The sequence below is a fragment of the Streptomyces sp. 8K308 genome (assembly GCF_004348315.1).
In the GTDB taxonomy this organism is placed as follows: domain Bacteria; phylum Actinomycetota; class Actinomycetes; order Streptomycetales; family Streptomycetaceae; genus Streptomyces.
Genome location: NZ_SMKC01000134.1, coordinates 1 through 16740, shown reverse-complemented (window position 1 = coordinate 16740; position 16740 = coordinate 1). Strand labels below are relative to the sequence as shown.

Genomic DNA, 16740 nt, shown 5'->3' with positions numbered 1-16740 from the left:
GGACCGACCCGAGGAAGCCCATGACCAGCGCGCACCACGTCGACATCCACCGGGTCGGTCCCGACGCGCTGCCCGACTGGCTGCGGCCGCTGGCGCGCGCCGCCCGCACCATCACCCCCCGGCAGCTCAGCCGCTGGCTGCCGCCACCGCAGGGTGGCCGACAGTCGGCCGTGCTCGTGCTGTTCGGAGAGGCGCCGAGCGGCCCCGAACTGCTGCTGCTCCAGCGGGCCACCAGCCTGCGCGCGCACGCCGGCCAGTCCTCGTTCCCCGGCGGCGCCCTCGACCCGGCCGATGGCGACCCGGAGGGCGAGGGACCGCTGCGGGCGGCGCTGCGCGAGGCCGCCGAGGAGACCGGCCTCGACCCGGCGGGCGTCCGGGTCTTCGCCACCCTGCCCCGCCTCTACATCCCGGTCAGCGGCTTCGTCGTCTCGCCGGTGCTCGGCTGGTGGCACGAGCCGACCCCGGTGGCGCCCATGGACCCGGCGGAGACCGCCCGCGTCTTCACCGTGCCGCTCGCCGAGCTCGTCGACGCCACGAGCCGCGGCACAGCCCTGCACCCCAGCGGCTACCGGGGACCCTGCTTCCTCGTCGCCGACACCCTGGTCTGGGGGTTCACGGCCGGTCTCATCGACCGGATCCTGTACTACGCGGGATGGGAGGAGCCGTGGGATCACCAGCGGGAGATCCCACTCGACCACCGCGCGTGAGACGGTATCCGTCATGAACGTCCTCGACGTGCTGCTGGTGTTGGCCGGCGTCTGGTTCGCCGTCATCGGCTACCGGCAGGGATTCGTGATCGGAGTTCTCTCCGTCACGGGCTTCGTCGGCGGCGGCTTAGCCGCCGTCTACGCGTTGCCCCTGGTGTGGCGCGAGATGAACGACGGCGACCAGCCGGCCGACGCGTCCGTCATCGCGGCCGTCGTCATCGTGCTCCTCGCCGCCTCCATCGGGCAGGCCCTCACCACCCACTGGGGCAATCGGCTGCGCGGCCACATCACCTGGAGCCCGGCCCGCGCGCTCGACGCCACCGGCGGCGCCCTGGTCAACGTGCTGGCCATGCTGCTCGTCGCCTGGCTGATAGGTTCCGCGCTCGCCATGACCACGCTGCCCACGGTGGGCCGCGAGGTGCGCGACTCCCGGGTGTTGGGCGGCATCTCCAGCGTCCTGCCCGAGCGGGCCGACTCCTGGTTCACGGACTTCGGCTCCGTCCTCGCCCAGCAGGGCTTCCCCCAGGTCTTCGCGCCGTTCGACGACGAGGTCATCACGGCCGTCTCGCCGCCCGACCCGGCGCTGGCCGCCAGCCCCGTCGTCGAGGAGGCGAAACGGTCCATCGTCAAGGTCGAGGGCTCCGCGACCAGTTGCGGCAAGGTCCTGGAGGGCACCGGCTTCGTCTTCGCGCCGGAGCGCGTGATGACCAACGCGCACGTCGTCGGCGGCGTCACCGAGCCCACCGTGCAGATCGGCGGCGAGGGCGAGCTGTTCGACGCCCAGGTCGTGCTCTACGACTGGCAACGCGACATCGCCGTGCTCGACGTGCCGGGGCTCGACGCGCGGCCGCTCCAGTTCGCCCAGGACGACGCCGTCACCGGCGACGACGCCATCATCGCCGGCTTCCCCGAGAGCGGCCCGTTCGACGTGCGCCCGGCCCGCGTCCGCGAGCGCTTCGACGCCAACGGCCCCGACATCTACCGCCGCGGCACCGTGGAACGCGACATCTACTCCGTCTTCTCGACCGTACGCCCCGGCAACTCCGGCGGCCCGCTGCTCACCCCGGACGGCCGGGTGTTCGGCGTCATCTTCGCCAAGTCACTGGACGACGCCGACACCGGATACGCGCTCACCAACGACGAACTGGCCGAGCTGATCGCCCTGGGGCGCGCCACCGAGGGGCGGGTCGACACCCAGGGCTGCGCGCTGTAGCCGGGGGCGGCGCGGACCGCCGGTCAGCCCCTGGGATGCCGCAGCCGGACGCCGACCCAGCGGGCGCGCCGACGCAGGATGTCCGGGAATCCGATCCGCGGATCCGGCAGCGAGCCGCCCCGCGTCCGCGCGGCGCTCAACCGCGCCCGCGTTGCGGCGCCAGCGCCGCGTCGATCACGTGCCACGTCATGGTAGTCGTGCCAGCCCATACCCGCTCCCTGCCCGCTTCCAAGGTCAGTAACCTCCCGGAAGGGAAGTCGGTCGGCGTATGCGAGCGGCCTATGCGGCCAGCACTCGCGGGCGAGCCCGAGGGGCGCGGTGGCCGCAACGGGCCGCGCGCGGCAACGGAACGGTGCGCCGGCCGGCGCCGGCTGCGCCGCCGGGCGGCGCGGCGGCCGATAGCCACAGCCGGCCTGCGCCCCTCCCGAACCCTCCAGCGAAGCACTCGCAGCCTTGTCGGATCAGTCCGCGTCGTCCGGTGCGGTGCTTCCCCAGGCCTGGGCGAGGCGCGGGCCCGGCAAGATCGGCAGGACAGGGCCTAGCGACGGTCCGGCTCGGGGTCGCGCAGCCAGTCGATCAGCTCGGTGCTGAACGCCACCGCGTCCTCCTCGTGCGGGTAGTGCCCGAGCCCGTCGAACAGCCGCCAGCGATAGGGCGCCTCCACGTACTCGCCGGAGCCCGCCGCGCTCCTGGTGCGCATCACCGGGTCCAGCGAGCCGTGCAGGTGCAGCGTCGGCACCAGCACCGGGCGCTTCATCCGCCGGTTGAACTGGATGCCGTCCGGGCGGGCGATCGACCGCACCATCCAGCGGTAGGGCTCTATGGCGCAGTGTGCCGTCGACGGGATCGCCATCGCCCGCCGGTAGACGTCCACGGCCTCCGGCTCCGGCTGGCGCGGCCCCGACCACTCGCGCAGCAGCCTGCCCACCGCCTCCGCCTCGTCGGCGACCAGCTGCCGCTCCGGCAGCCAGGGCCGCTGGAAGCCCCAGACGTAGGAGCTGGCCGCCGTCTGCCGCGGGTCCCGCAGCAGCGCGGAACGCCAGCTGCGCGGATGCGGCATCGAGGCCACCACCAGGCGGCGCACCAGCTTGGGCCGCATCACCGCCGCCGTCCACGCCAGGTAGCCGCCGAGGTCGTGCCCGACGAGCGCCGCGTCCGGCTCGCCGAGCGAGCGGATCACGCCGGTGACGTCGAGCGCCAGGTTGGCCGGGTCGTAGCCGCGCGGCGTGCGGTCGCTGCCGCCGACCCCGCGCAGGTCCATCGCCACCGCCCGGTAGCCGGCGTCGGCCAGCGCCGTGAGCTGGTGCCGCCAGGCCCACCAGAACTGTGGGAAGCCGTGCACCAGCAGCACCAGCGGGCCGTCGCCGAGCTCGGCGATGTGGAAACGGGCCCCGTTGGCGGCGACATGACGGTGCGTCCACGGGCCGTCCCGAAGGATGACCGCGGACCGCATCCCCGCCTGGTCAGGCGCGGTCATGCGGACGAGCCTGCCTCGTCGGCGGGGACGCCACGCGGCCGGGGCCTGACGTTCGACAGTACGGAAGCCGACGCCTTGGCGGAGCGGATCGAGCGCTCGGGCGGCGCGATCCGGCCGAACCTGCCCTTGGCCAGCAGGAACAGCGCCAGCGCCAGCAGCACGTAGAAGCCGCCCACGACGGTGCAGGACAGCGCGAGCGAGATCCCCCACCAGTTGTGGATCCAGAAGGCCAACGCGAAGCTGAACAGCGGCACCGCGAAGATCGTCAGCACGACCCCCACCATGCCGGCCACGCTGCCGAGCAGCGCCCGCCTGACGTCCTGCCGCAGCTCGGCCTTGGCCAGCGCGATCTCGTCGTGCACCAGGCCTGACAGCTCGGCGGTGGCCGATGCGACCAGCTCTCCCAGGCTGCGGCCCTCGTCGGCTGCGGTCATCGCGTTCTCTCCCTCTTCTTCTCTCCAGGACGCGTCATCCCCGGAGGTGGTTGCTGCTGTGCACGACGGTAGTGGCGGCCACACGGGGCTCGGGGAGCGATGCCGCAAATGGTATAGGGGCGCCCGGTGGATACCGGACGCCCCTTGGCGCGCCTAGGCCCTGTCCTTCGTGGACGGGAGGCTCAGTCCTCGCTGGCCGCGGACGGGAGCTTGGCCTGGATCAGGTCCATCACCGTGGAGTCGGTCAGCGTCGTCACGTCGCCCAGCTCGCGGTTCTCCGCCACGTCGCGCAGCAGCCGGCGCATGATCTTGCCCGACCTGGTCTTCGGAAGCTCGTCGACCGGCAGGATCCGCTTGGGCTTGGCGATCGGCCCCAGCTCCCTGGCGACGTGCGCCCGCAACTCGTCCACCAGGTCAGGCGCCTCCTCGGCGCCGCCGCGCAGGATCACGAACGCGACGATGGCCTGGGTGGTCTGCGGGTCGGTGGCGCCCACGACGGCCGCCTCCGCGATCCTCGGGTGCGAGACGAGCGCCGACTCCACCTCGGTGGTCGAGATGTTGTGCCCGGACACCAGCATCACGTCGTCCACCCGGCCGAGCAGCCAGATGTCGCCGTCCGCGTCCTTCTTGGCGCCGTCGCCCGCGAAGTACCTGCCGGGGAAGCGCGACCAGTAGGTGTCCAGGTAGCGCTGGTCGTCGCCCCAGATGGTGCGCAGCATGGACGGCCAGGGCTCGGTCAGCGTCAGGTAGCCGCCCGAGCCGTTGGCCACCTCGTTGCCGTCGTCGTCGACCACGGTGGCGCTGACGCCGGGCAGCGGCACCTGCGCCGAGCCGGGCTTCGCGTGCGTGACGCCGGGCAGCGGGCTGATCATGATGCCGCCGGTCTCCGTCTGCCACCAGGTGTCGACGACCGGGACGCGGTCGCCGCCGATGTGCTTGCGGTACCAGATCCAGGCCTCGGGGTTGATGGGCTCGCCGACCGAGCCGAGCAGGCGCAGGCTGCTGAGGTCGAAGCCGGCGGGGATGTCGTCGCCCCACTTCATGCAGGTGCGGATCGCGGTCGGCGCGGTGTAGAGGAGGGTCACGCCGTACTTCTGGACGATCTCCCACCAGCGGCCGTTGTGCGGGGTGTTGGGGGTGCCCTCGTAGACCACCTCGGTGGCGCCGTTGGCCAACGGGCCGTAGACGATGTAGGAGTGCCCGGTGACCCAGCCGACGTCGGCGGTGCACCAGTAGACGTCGGACTCGGGCTTCAGGTCGAAGACGGCGTGGTGAGTGTAGGCCACCTGGGTGAGGTAGCCGCCCGAGGTGTGCAGGATGCCCTTCGGCTTCCCCGTGGTGCCCGAGGTGTAGAGGATGAACAGCGGGTGCTCGGCGTCGAACGCCTGCGGGGTGTGCTCCTCCGGCTGCCGGTCCACCAGCTCGTGCCACCACACGTCCCGGCCCTCGTGCCACGCCACGTCCTGGCCGGTGCGGCGCACCACCAGCACGCTGCGCACGGCCTCCGTGCCCGGGCGGGTCAACGCCTCGTCGACGGCCGGCTTCAGCGCCGAGGGCGCGCCGCGCCGCCAGCCGCCGTCGGAGGTGATGACGACCCGGGCGTCGGCGTCCACGATCCGGGTGGCCAGCGCGTCGGCGGAGAACCCACCGAACACCAGCGAGTGCGGGGCGCCGATCCGGGCGCAGGCCAGCATCGCGATGATCGCCTCGGGGATCATCGGCAGGTAGATGGCGACCCGGTCGCCGGCCTCGACGCCCAGCTCGGTGAGCGCGTGCGCGGCCTTGGAGACCTCGCGCCGCAACTCGGCGTAGGTGATGGCGCGCGTGTCGCCGGGCTCGCCCTCGAAGTGGATGGCGACCCGGTCCCCGTGGCCGGCCTCGACGTGCCGGTCGACGCAGTTGTACGCCACGTTGAGCCGGCCGTCGGTGAACCACTTGGCGAAGGGCGGGTTGGACCAGTCGAGCGTCTGGGTCGGCTCCCGCTCCCAACTGAGCCGGCGCGCCTGCTCGGCCCAGAAGCCCAGCCGGTCGGCGGCGGCCGACTCGTAGGCGGCGGCGGTGACGTTGGCGCCGGCGGCCAGCTCGGCGGGGGGAGCGAACCGCCGCTCCTCCGTCATGAGATTGGCCAGGCTCTCTTTACTCACGACTTCTCCCTCGGCGTACCTCGGCGTACTGCTGTGTCCCAGGGCACACCCCATCAGTCCGGATGGCCTTTGACAAGGGCAACCGGACGAGTGGTGTAGACCTGTCACGGCGGATTGCGGCGAACGGCGCCGAGGCGCGCCGAGCGGCCCACGGGCGCGCGCCGAACGGCGCCCGCGGGCCGCGCCCGGTCAGCCGGGCAGGGGCTCGGCGCACGCCTCGGACCGGCGCTCGTCGGGCCGCACCGCCGCGAACACCGGAGCCGCGCCCGCGGCCGCGCCCCGGCTCAACACGTACGCCTGGGCCTCGCCGACGTGGAAGTACATGCCGCGCAGGTCGAGCTCGCCCTCCGCCATCCGCCGCGCCACGCAGGGGTGCAGGGCGAGGTGGTCGAGCTGCTGGAGCACGTTGGCCAGGCAGAGCGCCTCCAGCGTGTCGGCCGGCGGCCGGGCGTCGAGCCGGACGGCCGCGCCGTCGGCCGCGGTGAGCCGGGCCAGGCTCGGCCGGCCGTGCCGCAGCCAGCGGTCGAGCGAGCTGAGCGCCGCCGGATCCACCGCCGCCACGTCGGCGAGCCCGCCGGGCCCCAGCGACTCGAGCGCGTGCATCGCCCCGCAACCCGAGTGTCCGCAGACCGTGATGGACCGCACCCGCAGCACGTCGACCGCGTACTCGATGGCGGCGCCCACCGAGTGGTCGGCCGACTCGGTGCCAGGCGGCGGCACCAGGTTGCCCACGTTGCGCACGGTGAACAGGTCGCCCGGGCCGCTCGACGTGATCATGCTGGTGACCAGGCGCGAGTCGGCACAGGTGAGGAACAGCTCTCCCGGCCGCTGCCCCTCGTCCGCGAGCCGGGCCAGCTCCCGCCGCACGAGCGGCGCGGTGGTGCGCTGGAAGTTCCGCACGCCGACGAGGAGTTGGTCCGGGTGGTGGTCGCCGACGCGCGTCGGCCCCGGGCTGCCGGCCACCGGCGGCGCGGCCGTGCACTGGTGGTTGCGCCAGGGGAGCCAGGGCCGGCACTGGTGGGGGGTGGCCAGGTCGCCGAGGAGCTGCCGCCCCGACCTGCCGGTGATCTCCACCGAGCCGCCCTGCGCGGCGTGCGCCGTCCGCCAGTCGTGCAGCGCTTCGTAGGCCGCGTGGTCCATGAAGGTGCCGTCCAACTCGACGGTCGCGGGCTCGTGTTCGGGGACCAGCGCAAGCGCCCGGCTCAGCCGCGGCACCGCGAGGAACGTCAACTGCCCGTGCACCCCGATCTGGTGCGAGCCGTCGGGCAGCCGCTCGTGGCTGATCCTGGTGTGAGTCAGCCGGTGCAGCGCCACCGCCACCGCCACGGCGATGCCGATGCCCACGCCCTCCAGCACGCCGAGGAAGGTGACCGCGGCCGCCGTGACGGCGTAGACCAGCACCTCGCGGTGCCGGGTGACGCTGCGGATGTGCGTGATGCTGACCATCTGCACGCCGATCACCGCCACCAGCGCGGCGAGCGCGGCCAGCGGGATCTGCTCGAGCAGCCCGACGAGCACCCCGGTGGCCAGCAGCACCCAGCAGCCGTGCAGGATCGTGGACCAACGGGTGACGGCGCCGGCCGCCACGTTGGCCGCGCTGCGCACCGCGACGCCGGTGATCGGCAGCCCGCCGAGCAGCCCGGACACCACGTTGCCCGTGCCCTGGCCGCGCAGCTCCCGGTCCAGGTCGGCCCGGTGCGTCGGCGGCCCGCCGGCCCGCCGCCTGGCCGTCGCCAGCTTGTCCACCGCCACGGCGGACAGCAGCGACTCGACGCTTGCCACCAGGGTGATGGTGAGCACGGCCGCCGCGAGGCCGAGTACCGGTCCCTCCGGCATGCCGGACAGCGCGTGGCTGCTCCAGCTCGGCAGGTCGACGCGGGGCAGCCGCAGGGACAGCGCCCAGGCGAGCAGGGTGGCCAGGGCCACCGCGGCGAGCGCGGCCGGCACCGCTCTGCGCACCGCCGCGCCGATCGGGCCGGGCAGCCGGGGCCAGCCGAGCAGCACCGCCACGGTGAGGCCGCCGACGACCGTCGCCGTGAGGTGTGGGTCCGTCAACTGGCTCGGCAGGTCACGAAGGTTGTCAAGCGCGGAGCTCTCCGGGCTGCCGCCGAGGACGACATGGAGTTGGGCGAGGGCGATGGTGATCCCGATGCCGGCGAGCATGCCGTGCACGATGGCCGGGCTGACGACCAGGGCCGCGCGAGCCACCCGCAGCGCGGAGAGCGCCAGTTGGGTGAGGCCGGCGAGCACGGTGATGCCGCAGGTGGCGGGCCAGCCGTACTCCTGGATGAGCTCGGCGGTGACCACGGTGAGTCCGGCGGCCGGGCCGCTCACCTGGAGCGGGGCGCCGCCGAGGGCGCCGGCGAGGATGCCGCCGACGGCGGCGGCGACGAGGCCCGCCTGGAGCGGGGCGCCGGTGGCGAGGGCGATGCCGAGCGAGAGCGGCAGCGCGATCAGGAACACGGAGATCGACGCGGATACGTCGGGTCGGTGGGGGGCGCAGGCGGACATGTTCCGTCTCCGTCCGTGAGGGGCTTGCGAGGGAGGGGGTTCGAAGGTGGCTTTGAAGGAGAACCGACCGTGAACCGACCGTGAAGGTATGGCCAGGCTCAAGCGTCGGTAAATGAAGGGTAATGGCGCGTAAAGGTGTCGACTACCCGAGGAAAGGCTCCACCCCCGAATTACTCCCATCGAGCTAATTAATCATTCAATCCGCTTGTCGTATAACCATCTCGCCTCCTCATCTCTTATGAAGTTGGGACTGACGTACCGAAGAGGTGTGGGAGGCCCCATGGTGGTCTTGCGTGGAACGCGTGCGGCGCGGTGGTCGGCGGTCGCCGTCCTGCTGCTCGGGGTGGCCGGCTGCGGCACCTTCGGCGACGAGCCGGACGACGAGAGGAAGGCGCCGAAGAAGCGGAGCGAGGCATCGCCCGACCACCCGGGGCCCGACCACCCGGGGCCCGACCACCCGGGTCCCCCGTCCCGCGAGGCCCTGGAGCGCGCCGGGCGGCTGATCGGCGACGGCTCGACCGCCGACACGGGGCCGCAGCCCAACCAGCCGAAGGCCGTCCGCCTCCGACCCGGCGAGGAACCACCGCAGTTCGTCGTCTTCTCCTGGGACGGCGCGGGAGAGGACGGCAATCGGCTGTTCTCCCACTTCCGCGAGGTGGCCAAGGAGAACGACGCGAGCATGACGTATTTCCTCTCCGGCCTCTATCTGCTGCCCGAGAGCGAGCGGGAACGCTACCAACCGCCGGGGCACGCGCCCGGCGCGTCCGACATCGGCTATCTCAGCGACGAGAGCATTCGGGCCACCATCGAGCAACTCCGCGCCGCCTGGCTGGACGGCAGCGAGATCGGCACCCATTTCAACGGCCACTTCTGCGGCCCGGGCGGGGTCGGCGACTGGTCACCCGAGCAGTGGGTGAGCGAGATCAGGCAGGCGAAGTGGATGGTCAAGAACTGGCGCACCACCACCGGGTTCGACGACCTGGAACCGCTCCCCTTCGACTACGACAAGGAGTTGGTCGGCGGCCGCGCGCCCTGCCTCGAAGGCCAGCCGAACCTGCTGACGGCCGCGGCCGAGACCGGGATGCGCTACGACTCGAGCGGCAGCGGCCGGCAGGTCTGGCCGGAGAAGACCCCGGAGGGGATCTGGGACATCCCGCTCCAGGAGGTCCCGGTGCCCGGGCGCGAGTTCGAGACGCTCTCGATGGACTACAACTACATGTACAACCAGTCGGGCGAGGGCGGCGGCGACCCCGCCATGCACCCGGTCTGGGAGGAACAGATGCGTGGCGGGCTGCTCGCCGCCTTCGACCGCGCCTACCACGGCAACCGCGCGCCGCTGATCATCGGCAACCACTTCGAGGACTGGAACGACGGCATCTACATGCGGGCCGTCGAGGACGTCATCGAGGAGGTGTGCCCGAAGGAGGGCGTGCGGTGCGTCTCCTTCCGGCAGCTCGTCGACTGGCTCGACGCCCAGGACCCGGCGGTGCTCGAGCTGTTGCGGACCCTGGACGTCGGGGTCAGCCCGCCCGGCGGCTGGCAGGCGTTCCTGGGCGGAGCCAGACCCGCAGCCTTCGGGCTCAGCGCACCGCCCGGGCGGGCTCAGGCCAGCTGAGGGCTGGGGAGCCGCGCCTCGCTCAGCGTGAAGCCGGGGTCGACCTGGGCCGCCAGGTCGGCCCCGGTCCGCTCGTTCCCCCAACTCGCCGCGTTCTTCAGGTGGAAGTGCACCATCTGCTGCGTGTAACGCTCCCAGTCCCGGCGGGCGTAGGACGCGTCGGCCGCGTCGAACAGCGTGTCGAGGGCCGCGGCGTTCTCGGGCTCCAGCTCCGCGAACGGCCGCTGCGTGCCGCGCTCCATGGCTCGCACCCAGTCCGAGTGGCCGAAGGTGACCAGCAGGTCGTCACCCACCTCGGCCCGCAGGAAGTCCAGGTCGTCCTGGCCCTGCACCTTGTTGCCCACGACGCGCAGCGCCACCCCGAAGTCCCGCGCGTAGTCCCGGTACTGGCGGTAGACCGAGACGCCCTTGCGGGTGGGCTCGGCGACCAGGAAAGTCATGTCGAAGCGCGTGAACATGCCGGAGGCGAACGAGTCGCTGCCGGCCGTCATGTCCACCACCATGAACTCGCCGCGCCCGTCCACCAGGTGGTTGAGCACCAGCTCGACGGCGCCGGTCTTGGAGTGGTAGCAGGCGACGCCCAGGTCGTCCTCGGTGAAGGGGCCGGTGACCAGCAGCCGCGCGGCACCGTCGTCCAACGGGACGGCGCGGGCGCAGGCGTCGAAGATCGGGTTGTTCTCGCCGAGCCGCAGCAGCCGCGAACCCTCGCCGGGCGGCGTGGTCTTGATCATCGTCTCGGCCGAGAGGATCCGCGGGTTGGCGCCGCGCAGGTGGTCCTTGATGAGCCCGAGCCGCTCGCCCATCGGCGGCATCGCGGCGGCCTGCTCCTCCGTGAGACCGAGCGCCACGCCGAGGTGCTGGTTGATGTCGGCGTCCACCGCGGTCACCGGGATCCGGCGGGCCGCGAGGCGCCGGATGAACAGCGAGGACAGCGTCGTCTTCCCGCTGCCGCCCTTGCCTACGAAAGCGATCTTCATGTTCATTAGCGTAGCCCGGCGCGGGGCGCCCCGAGGCCGTTCGGGGGGACGGGGCCACTCGAACAGGTGGTTTGCGCCGGGGCGTTAACCGCCGGCACGCCCCGCCTAGGCTTCGTGGCATGAACGCCGAAGCTGACCCGAGCCCCCGCCGGTCGACCGCCCCGGAACCCGACGGCGATCCGCTGGCACCCCTGGCCGCGCTCCCCGGGGTGGCGGACGCCGTCGAGTCGGTGCGCGCCGCCGTGGACGGCGTCTACCGGCACCGCGTGATGCGCCGCCGCAGCCCCGAGGTCGCGGCCGAGGCGGCGCTGCGCGGCGCCCGCGCCTCCGCGGCGCTCGCCGGCGCCGACTGGGCGCTCGAGGAGGTGCGTCGGCGCAGCGACTTCGGCGCCGAACCGCAGGCGCGCGTGGTGGGGGCCGCGCTGCGACTCACCGCGGAGGCCGGGCAGTCGCTCGGGATCTGGCCGACCTCGCCGCTTAGGGTGCTGGCCCGACTGCACCTGGTGGCGGCCGGCGGCGGCCCGGCGGCCGAGGGGGCGGTGGGCCGGCCTCGAGTGCCGGGCGAGGCGGTCGCGGACGACGAGTGGGGCGCGGGGTCACCCGCGCCGGACGCCGTCGAGGTTGCGGCGCGGCTCGACGCGCTGAACCGCGTCGTGCTGCGCGGCACGTCGGCACCCGCGCTGGTGACGGCCGCCGTGGTGCACGGCGAGTTGGCGTCGCTCCGCCCGTTCGTCACCCACAACGGGCCGGTCGCGCGGGCCGCTGAGCGGATCGTGCTGGTCGGCGGCGGGCTCGACCCGAAGTCCGTGGCGCCGGCCGAGGTCGGGCACGCGGAGCTGGGGCTGACCGCCTACCGGTCCGCGCTCGCCGGCTACGCCTCGGGGACCCGGGACGGGATGGTGGACTGGATCGTCCACTGCGGCAGGGCGCTCGAGCTCGGCGCGCGTGAATCGGTCGCCGTCTGCGAGGCGTTGCAGCGCGGCGCCGCCTGAGCCGGGCGGAGCAATGCGGAGGAGCAGGGCGGTGGAGCAAGGCGGGTGAGAAGGGGTGAAAGGTAAAATCTCGCGCCCCCGGTTTCCCTTTCGCTCCCACCGGAGTACAAAGGACTCAACGGCCCATGGACCGGACACATGAACACCGGGGACCCACGCGTAGCCGACCCGCAAACCGGGCCCACATGATTCCGTGCACGCACTGATACCCCGATGCTCATGTCGGCGGCGGCGCTGCGTGACGGGGCGCCGCCGCTTCACATGTGCGGGTGGCCGTCAGGCGCGGCGCGCGGCCGTCCTGCGGCGGTTGGCGTACCAGACGATGCCGGCGGCGCAGGCCGCGGCGGCCACCGCGGCGCCCGCCGCCAGCGCCGGCCGGGGCGGCAGCGTGGGCAGTCGCTGCTTGAGGCGCACCCGGCGCTCGAAGATCAGAACCGGCCATTCGCGGGCGGCCGCCTCGCGGCGCAGCGCCCGGTCCGGGTTGACGGCGTGCGGGTGGCCGACCGTCTCCAGCATCGGGATGTCGGTGACCGAGTCGCTGTAGGCGTAGCAGCGGGCCAGGTCGTACCCCTCGGAGGCGGCGAGCTCGGTGATGGCCTCCGCCTTGGTCGGACCGTAGGCGTAGTAGTCGATCTCGCCGGTGTAGCGGCCGTCCGCCACCGCCATCCGGGTGGCCACCACCCGGTCGGCGCCCAGCAGCTCGCCGATCGGCTCGACCAGGTCGGCGGCCGAGGAGCTGACGATCACCACGTCGCGGCCGGCCGCGTGGTGGCGCTCGATCAGCGAGGCGGCCTCGTCGTAGATGATCGGGTCGATCACCTGGTGCAGCGTCTCCGCGACGATCTCCCCGACCTGGCGCACGCTCCACCCACGGCAGAGCGCCGACATGTACTCCCGCATCCGCTCCATCTGGTCGTGGTCGGCGCCGCCGAGCAGGTACACGAACTGGGCGTAGGCGGTGCGCAGCACGGCGCGGCGGTTGATCAGCCCGCCCTGGTAGAAGTGCCGGCTGAAGGTGAAGGTGCTCGACTTGGCGATCACCGTCTTGTCCAGGTCGAAGAAGGCGGCGGTGCGTGGCGGGGGCAGGGTTTCCACGCCCCGAGCATACGGCCGCCATTCGGCGTACCCTGGAGCGCGTGGGTTTGCCTGAGAGGGCTCTCGGGTACACCATGGAAGTCACGGATCGTTCGCGACCGTGCTAACCCGGCCCGACTCCTCCCCCCCGAGTCGGCCGAGGAAGACGACCCCCGCTCTCCCCCCCGGCGGGGGTCGTCGCATGTCCGGGGGGCTTTTCGCGTTTCCGCCCGGCCGCGGCGCGGGCCTCCGCGCACCCCGGAAGCCGGCGGCGCCCGCCCGGCCCCGCCGGCCGGGAGGTCACCCTGAGTAGCTGGATCGGGTGAACGGGTTATCCACAGCGGCGGCGTTTTCCACAGATCTCGGCCGCTTTTCCCACGCGTCGGCGTTCTGGCGCACCGTGGGTCCCGCGCCCAGAGCGCTCGGTCACCGACCGGGCGCGGGGCGTGACCCGGGGCCGAGGTTCGGCCCAGGGACACCACGGCGAACGGGGCGTGACATGGCCGAATCCATTCTGATCCTCACTGAGGACGAGGAGCTGCTCGACGACCTGCTGCGGCTGTGCGCGGCGGCCGGGGCGGAGGCCGAGGTGGTGCCGGGCGCGCCGCCGCCGGCCGGGCGCTGGGAGCGGGCGCCGCTGGTGCTGGTCGGGGACGACCGGGCCGCGGCGCGGCCGGGCGCCGACCGCTGGCCGGGGCGGCGGCCAGGGGTGCTGCTGGTTGGCCGGGATCTCGACGACCACACGATCTGGGCCCGGGGCGTGGCGCTCGGCGCCGAGCAGGTGCTGCACCTGCCGTCCGACGAGAGCTGGCTCGCCGACCGCATCGCGGACGCGGTGGAGCCGGCCGGGCCGCCGGCCCTGACCGTCGGCGTGCTCGGCGGGCGCGGCGGCGCCGGGGCCTCGTCCCTGGCCTGCGCGCTCGCGGTGACGGCGGCCCGGCGGGGGCGGCGCACCACCCTGGTCGACGGGGACCCGCTGGGCGGCGGCCTCGACCTGCTGTTCGGCGGCGAGGGCGCGTCGGGGCCGCGCTGGCCCGCGTTCGTCTCGGCCCGCGGGCGGCTGTCCGGCACGGCGCTCGACGAGTCGCTGCCGCGCCCACACGGCCTGAGCCTGCTCAGCTGGGACCGCTCGGACGTGGCCAGGCTGCCGTCCGAGGCGATGCGCTCGGTGCTCGCCGCCGCCAGGCGCGGGGGCGGCGTGGTCGTCATCGACCTGCCGCGCACGGTGGACGAGTCGGTGGCCGAGGCGCTGACCAGCCTGGACCTTGGGCTGCTCGTGGTGCCAGGCGAGCTGCGCGCCGCGGCCGCCGCGCGTCGGGTGGTGGCCACCGCCGGCGCGCTGGTGCGGGACCTGCGGGTGGTGGCGCGCGCCTCGGCCGCAGGACTGCCCGGCGCCGAGCTGGCCAGGCTGCTCGGGCTGCCGCTGGCCGGCGAGCTGCCGGACGAGCCGGGGTTGCGCGCGGCCGCCGAGTCGGGCGAGCCGCCGGGGGCCGACGCCAAGGGCGTCCTCGCCAGGTTCTCCGCCGCGCTGCTCGACCGCGCCCTGCCCAGCGCCGAGGTCGTCGCATGAGCGCGCCGACCGTGCCGGGCCCGACCCCGGCGGCGGAGCTGCCCGAGCTGCCAGGGCTGCTCGAGGAGGTGCGGCTGAGGCTCGCCGCCGAGGGGGCCGAGCCGACGCCCGGCCGGGTGGCGGCGGCGCTCCGCGCGCAGGGCCGGCTGCTCGGCGACAGCGCCGTGCTGTCCATCGTCGGCGCGCTCCGCTCCGAGCTGGTGGGCGCCGGCCCGCTGCAGCCGCTGCTGGCCGCGCCGGGCATCACGGACGTCCTGGTCAACGCTCCTGACGAGGTCTGGATCGACCGCGGCCAGGGCCTGGAGCGCGCCCCGGTCCGCTTCCCGGACGCGGCCGCCATCCGCCGGCTCGCGCAGCGCCTCGCCGCCGCGGCCGGGCGCCGCCTCGACGACGCCAGACCCTGGGCGGACGTCCGGCTGCCCGACGGCACCCGGATGCACGCGGTGCTGCCGCCGGTCGTCGTCGGCTCGCCCTGCCTCTCGCTGCGGGTGGTGCGCCCCCGGGCCTTCTCGCTCGCCGAGCTCACCGCCGCGGGCACCGTCCCGCCAGGCGGCGAGCGGCTGCTGCGGGCCATCCTGGCTGGCCGGCTCTCGTTCCTGATCAGCGGCGGCACCGGCTCTGGCAAGAGCACCCTGCTGGCCACGCTGCTCGGCCTCGTCGACCCGGCGGAGCGGATCGTGCTCGTCGAGGACTCGGCCGAGCTGCGGCCCAGCCACCCGCACGTGGTCAGGCTGGAGACCAGGCCGGCCAACCAGGAGGGCGCCGGCCGCGTCGCCCTGCGGGACCTGGTGCGCCAGGCGCTGCGGATGCGCCCCGATCGGCTCGTGGTCGGCGAGTGCCGCGGCCCCGAGGTCACCGACCTGCTCGCCGCCCTCAACACCGGCCACGAGGGCGGCTGCGGCACCCTGCACGCCAACGCCGCGGCCGACGTGCCGGCCAGGCTGGAGGCGCTCGGCAGCACGGCGGGGCTGTCCAGGGCCGCGCTGCACAGCCAGCTGGCGGCCGCGCTGTGCGCCGTGATCCACCTCGGCAGGGACCGGGCCACCGGGCAGCGCAGGATCGCAGAGATCCACGTGCTCGAGCGGGACGAAGGCGGCCTCGTGCGCACCGTGCGGGCGGCCGCCTGGAGCCTCGACGGCTTCCGTCCGGGGCCCGGCTGGGGCCGGCTTGCCGAGCTGTGCGCCAGGCGTGGGGAGTCGGCGTCGTGAGCGGGCAGCTGACCACGTTCGTGGCGGCCCTGTGCGCCGGCGCCGCGGGGTGGCTGCTGGTCGACGTCCCTGGTCAGCGGCGCGGCGCCCGCCTGGTGGCCGTCGGCGGCGTCCGCCGCCCGGCGTGGCGCCGGGTGCCCTGGCCGGCGCTTCGGCCGGCCCGCTGGTCGCCGCCCCGGCTCGCCGAGCCGGCCGAGCGGCGGGTGGTGCTCTGGTGCCTGGCCGGCGGGCTGCTGTGCGGCCTGTGGGGGAGCTCCTGGCTGCCGCCGGCGGCGGCCGTGCTGCTCGCGCCGCTGGCCGTGCGCTGGTGGCGCGGGGTGATGGAGCGCCGCGAGGCCGACCTGCGGCGGGCCGCCGTCATCGCCTTCTGCGCCTCGCTCGCCGGCGAGCTGCGCGCCGGCCGGCAGCCGGTCGGCGCCGTGCTCGCGGCCGGCCTGGCCGGGCTCGGCGAGCCGGGGGCCGGGGTGCTCGCGGCGGCCCGGTTCGGCGGGGACGTGCCGGCGGCGCTGTGCGCGGCGGCGGCCCAGCCGGGCGCGGGCGGGCTGCGCGGGGTGGCCGCCTGCTGGGAGGTGGCGGTGGACGGCGGCGCTTCGCTGGCTGCGGGCCTGGAGCGGGTGGCCGCCGCGCTGCGGGCCGAGCGCGACCAGGAGGATGATCTGCGCGCCCAACTGGCCGGGCCGCGCGCCAGCGCCCTGGTGTTGGCCGTCCTGCCGCTGTTCGGGCTGCTGTTCGGCTCGGCGATGGGGGTCAGGCCGCTCGAGGTGCTGCTCGGCTCGCGGCTCGGCCTCGGGCTGCTGCTCGCCGGGGCGCTCCTGGGG

General features: G+C 74.3%; 14 protein-coding genes. 7 read left to right on the top strand and 7 right to left on the bottom strand.

What is annotated here, in order from left to right; translation table 11 throughout:
• The first annotated feature begins 20 nt into the window (after positions 1–20).
• Together E1265_RS19190 and E1265_RS19185 are read left to right on the top strand one after the other, a co-directional pair.
• The gene (locus E1265_RS19190) at positions 21–707 is read left to right on the top strand and encodes a CoA pyrophosphatase (protein ID WP_132931596.1); all 687 of its coding nucleotides are present in this window, start codon (positions 21–23) and stop codon (positions 705–707) included.
• A gap of 13 nt (positions 708–720) precedes the next feature.
• On the top strand, positions 721–1920 hold the full coding sequence (locus tag E1265_RS19185) for a MarP family serine protease (protein WP_132931594.1): 1200 nt from the start codon (positions 721–723) through the stop codon (positions 1918–1920).
• Positions 1921–1943: 23 nt separating this feature from the next.
• Here the strand turns inward: E1265_RS19185 and E1265_RS39320 are convergent, their stop codons facing one another.
• The 5 genes from E1265_RS39320 to E1265_RS19160 all read right to left on the bottom strand — a co-directional run bounded on the left by E1265_RS39320 (position 1944) and on the right by E1265_RS19160 (position 8486).
• Positions 1944–2129, bottom strand: a complete 186-nt coding sequence (locus E1265_RS39320; RefSeq protein WP_132931593.1) for a hypothetical protein — start codon at positions 2127–2129, stop codon at positions 1944–1946.
• A gap of 329 nt (positions 2130–2458) precedes the next feature.
• Positions 2459–3397, bottom strand: coding sequence for an alpha/beta hydrolase (locus E1265_RS19175; RefSeq protein ID WP_132931591.1), 939 nt, complete (start codon positions 3395–3397; stop codon positions 2459–2461).
• Complete coding sequence (locus E1265_RS19170) at positions 3394–3831, bottom strand: phage holin family protein (protein ID WP_132931589.1); 438 nt, start codon at positions 3829–3831, stop codon at positions 3394–3396. The genes E1265_RS19175 and E1265_RS19170 overlap by 4 nt, the downstream gene beginning before the upstream one ends.
• Positions 3832–4013: 182 nt before the next feature.
• The gene (gene acs, locus E1265_RS19165) at positions 4014–5975 is read right to left on the bottom strand and encodes an acetate--CoA ligase (protein WP_132931587.1); all 1962 of its coding nucleotides are present in this window, start codon (positions 5973–5975) and stop codon (positions 4014–4016) included.
• 189 nt (positions 5976–6164) lie between these two features.
• Positions 6165–8486 carry a SulP family inorganic anion transporter gene (locus tag E1265_RS19160; protein ID WP_132931585.1) on the bottom strand — a complete coding sequence of 774 codons (2322 nt, stop codon included), beginning with the start codon at positions 8484–8486 and terminating at the stop codon, positions 6165–6167.
• A gap of 481 nt (positions 8487–8967) precedes the next feature.
• Here E1265_RS19160 and E1265_RS19155 point away from each other — a divergent pair, with 481 nt between their 5' ends.
• Positions 8968–10101 carry a hypothetical protein gene (locus E1265_RS19155; RefSeq protein ID WP_243740941.1) on the top strand — a complete coding sequence of 378 codons (1134 nt, stop codon included), beginning with the start codon at positions 8968–8970 and terminating at the stop codon, positions 10099–10101.
• On the opposite strand, the gene E1265_RS19150 is transcribed toward E1265_RS19155, so the two are convergent.
• Positions 10089–11078: an ATP-binding protein gene (locus tag E1265_RS19150; RefSeq protein ID WP_132931583.1), complete on the bottom strand. Its 990-nt coding sequence runs from the start codon at positions 11076–11078 to the stop codon at positions 10089–10091. The genes E1265_RS19155 and E1265_RS19150 overlap by 13 nt on opposite strands.
• Before the next feature lie 119 nt (positions 11079–11197).
• On the opposite strand from E1265_RS19150, the gene E1265_RS19145 reads away from it, so the two are divergent.
• A complete protein-coding gene (locus E1265_RS19145) occupies positions 11198–12070 on the top strand; it encodes a Fic family protein (RefSeq protein WP_132931581.1) in 873 nt (290 codons plus the stop codon).
• Between the two features lie 276 nt (positions 12071–12346).
• On the opposite strand, the gene E1265_RS19140 is transcribed toward E1265_RS19145, so the two are convergent.
• A complete protein-coding gene (locus tag E1265_RS19140) occupies positions 12347–13165 on the bottom strand; it encodes an HAD family hydrolase (protein WP_132931579.1) in 819 nt (272 codons plus the stop codon).
• Positions 13166–13643: 478 nt separating this feature from the next.
• On the opposite strand from E1265_RS19140, the gene ssd reads away from it, so the two are divergent.
• The 3 genes from ssd to E1265_RS38140 form a co-directional block, all read left to right on the top strand.
• Positions 13644–14714: a septum site-determining protein Ssd gene (gene ssd / locus E1265_RS19135; RefSeq protein WP_132931577.1), complete on the top strand. Its 1071-nt coding sequence runs from the start codon at positions 13644–13646 to the stop codon at positions 14712–14714.
• Positions 14711–15922 (top strand): TadA family conjugal transfer-associated ATPase, encoded by a 1212-nt coding sequence (locus E1265_RS19130; protein ID WP_132931575.1) that lies wholly within the window; start codon positions 14711–14713, stop codon positions 15920–15922. The genes ssd and E1265_RS19130 overlap by 4 nt, the downstream gene beginning before the upstream one ends.
• Positions 15919–16740: type II secretion system F family protein (locus E1265_RS38140; RefSeq protein WP_243740940.1), on the top strand; the 822-nt coding region annotated here is incomplete at its 3' end. The genes E1265_RS19130 and E1265_RS38140, both read left to right, overlap by 4 nt.

What these genes read in the sequence shown, in the direction of transcription:
- E1265_RS19175 (WP_132931591.1), bottom strand. Translation starts at nt 3,397, where the DNA reads ATGACCGCGCCTGACCAGGCGGGGATGCGGTCCGCGGTCATCCTTCGG.
- E1265_RS19160 (WP_132931585.1), bottom strand. Translation starts at nt 8,486, where the DNA reads ATGTCCGCCTGCGCCCCCCACCGACCCGACGTATCCGCGTCGATCTCC.
- E1265_RS19130 (WP_132931575.1), top strand. Translation starts at nt 14,711, where the DNA reads ATGAGCGCGCCGACCGTGCCGGGCCCGACCCCGGCGGCGGAGCTGCCC.
- ssd (WP_132931577.1), top strand. Translation starts at nt 13,644, where the DNA reads ATGGCCGAATCCATTCTGATCCTCACTGAGGACGAGGAGCTGCTCGAC.
- E1265_RS19185 (WP_132931594.1), top strand. Translation starts at nt 721, where the DNA reads ATGAACGTCCTCGACGTGCTGCTGGTGTTGGCCGGCGTCTGGTTCGCC.
- E1265_RS39320 (WP_132931593.1), bottom strand. Translation starts at nt 2,129, where the DNA reads ATGGGCTGGCACGACTACCATGACGTGGCACGTGATCGACGCGGCGCT.
- E1265_RS19190 (WP_132931596.1), top strand. Translation starts at nt 21, where the DNA reads ATGACCAGCGCGCACCACGTCGACATCCACCGGGTCGGTCCCGACGCG.
- E1265_RS19145 (WP_132931581.1), top strand. Translation starts at nt 11,198, where the DNA reads ATGAACGCCGAAGCTGACCCGAGCCCCCGCCGGTCGACCGCCCCGGAA.
- E1265_RS19170 (WP_132931589.1), bottom strand. Translation starts at nt 3,831, where the DNA reads ATGACCGCAGCCGACGAGGGCCGCAGCCTGGGAGAGCTGGTCGCATCG.
- E1265_RS19150 (WP_132931583.1), bottom strand. Translation starts at nt 11,078, where the DNA reads ATGAAGATCGCTTTCGTAGGCAAGGGCGGCAGCGGGAAGACGACGCTG.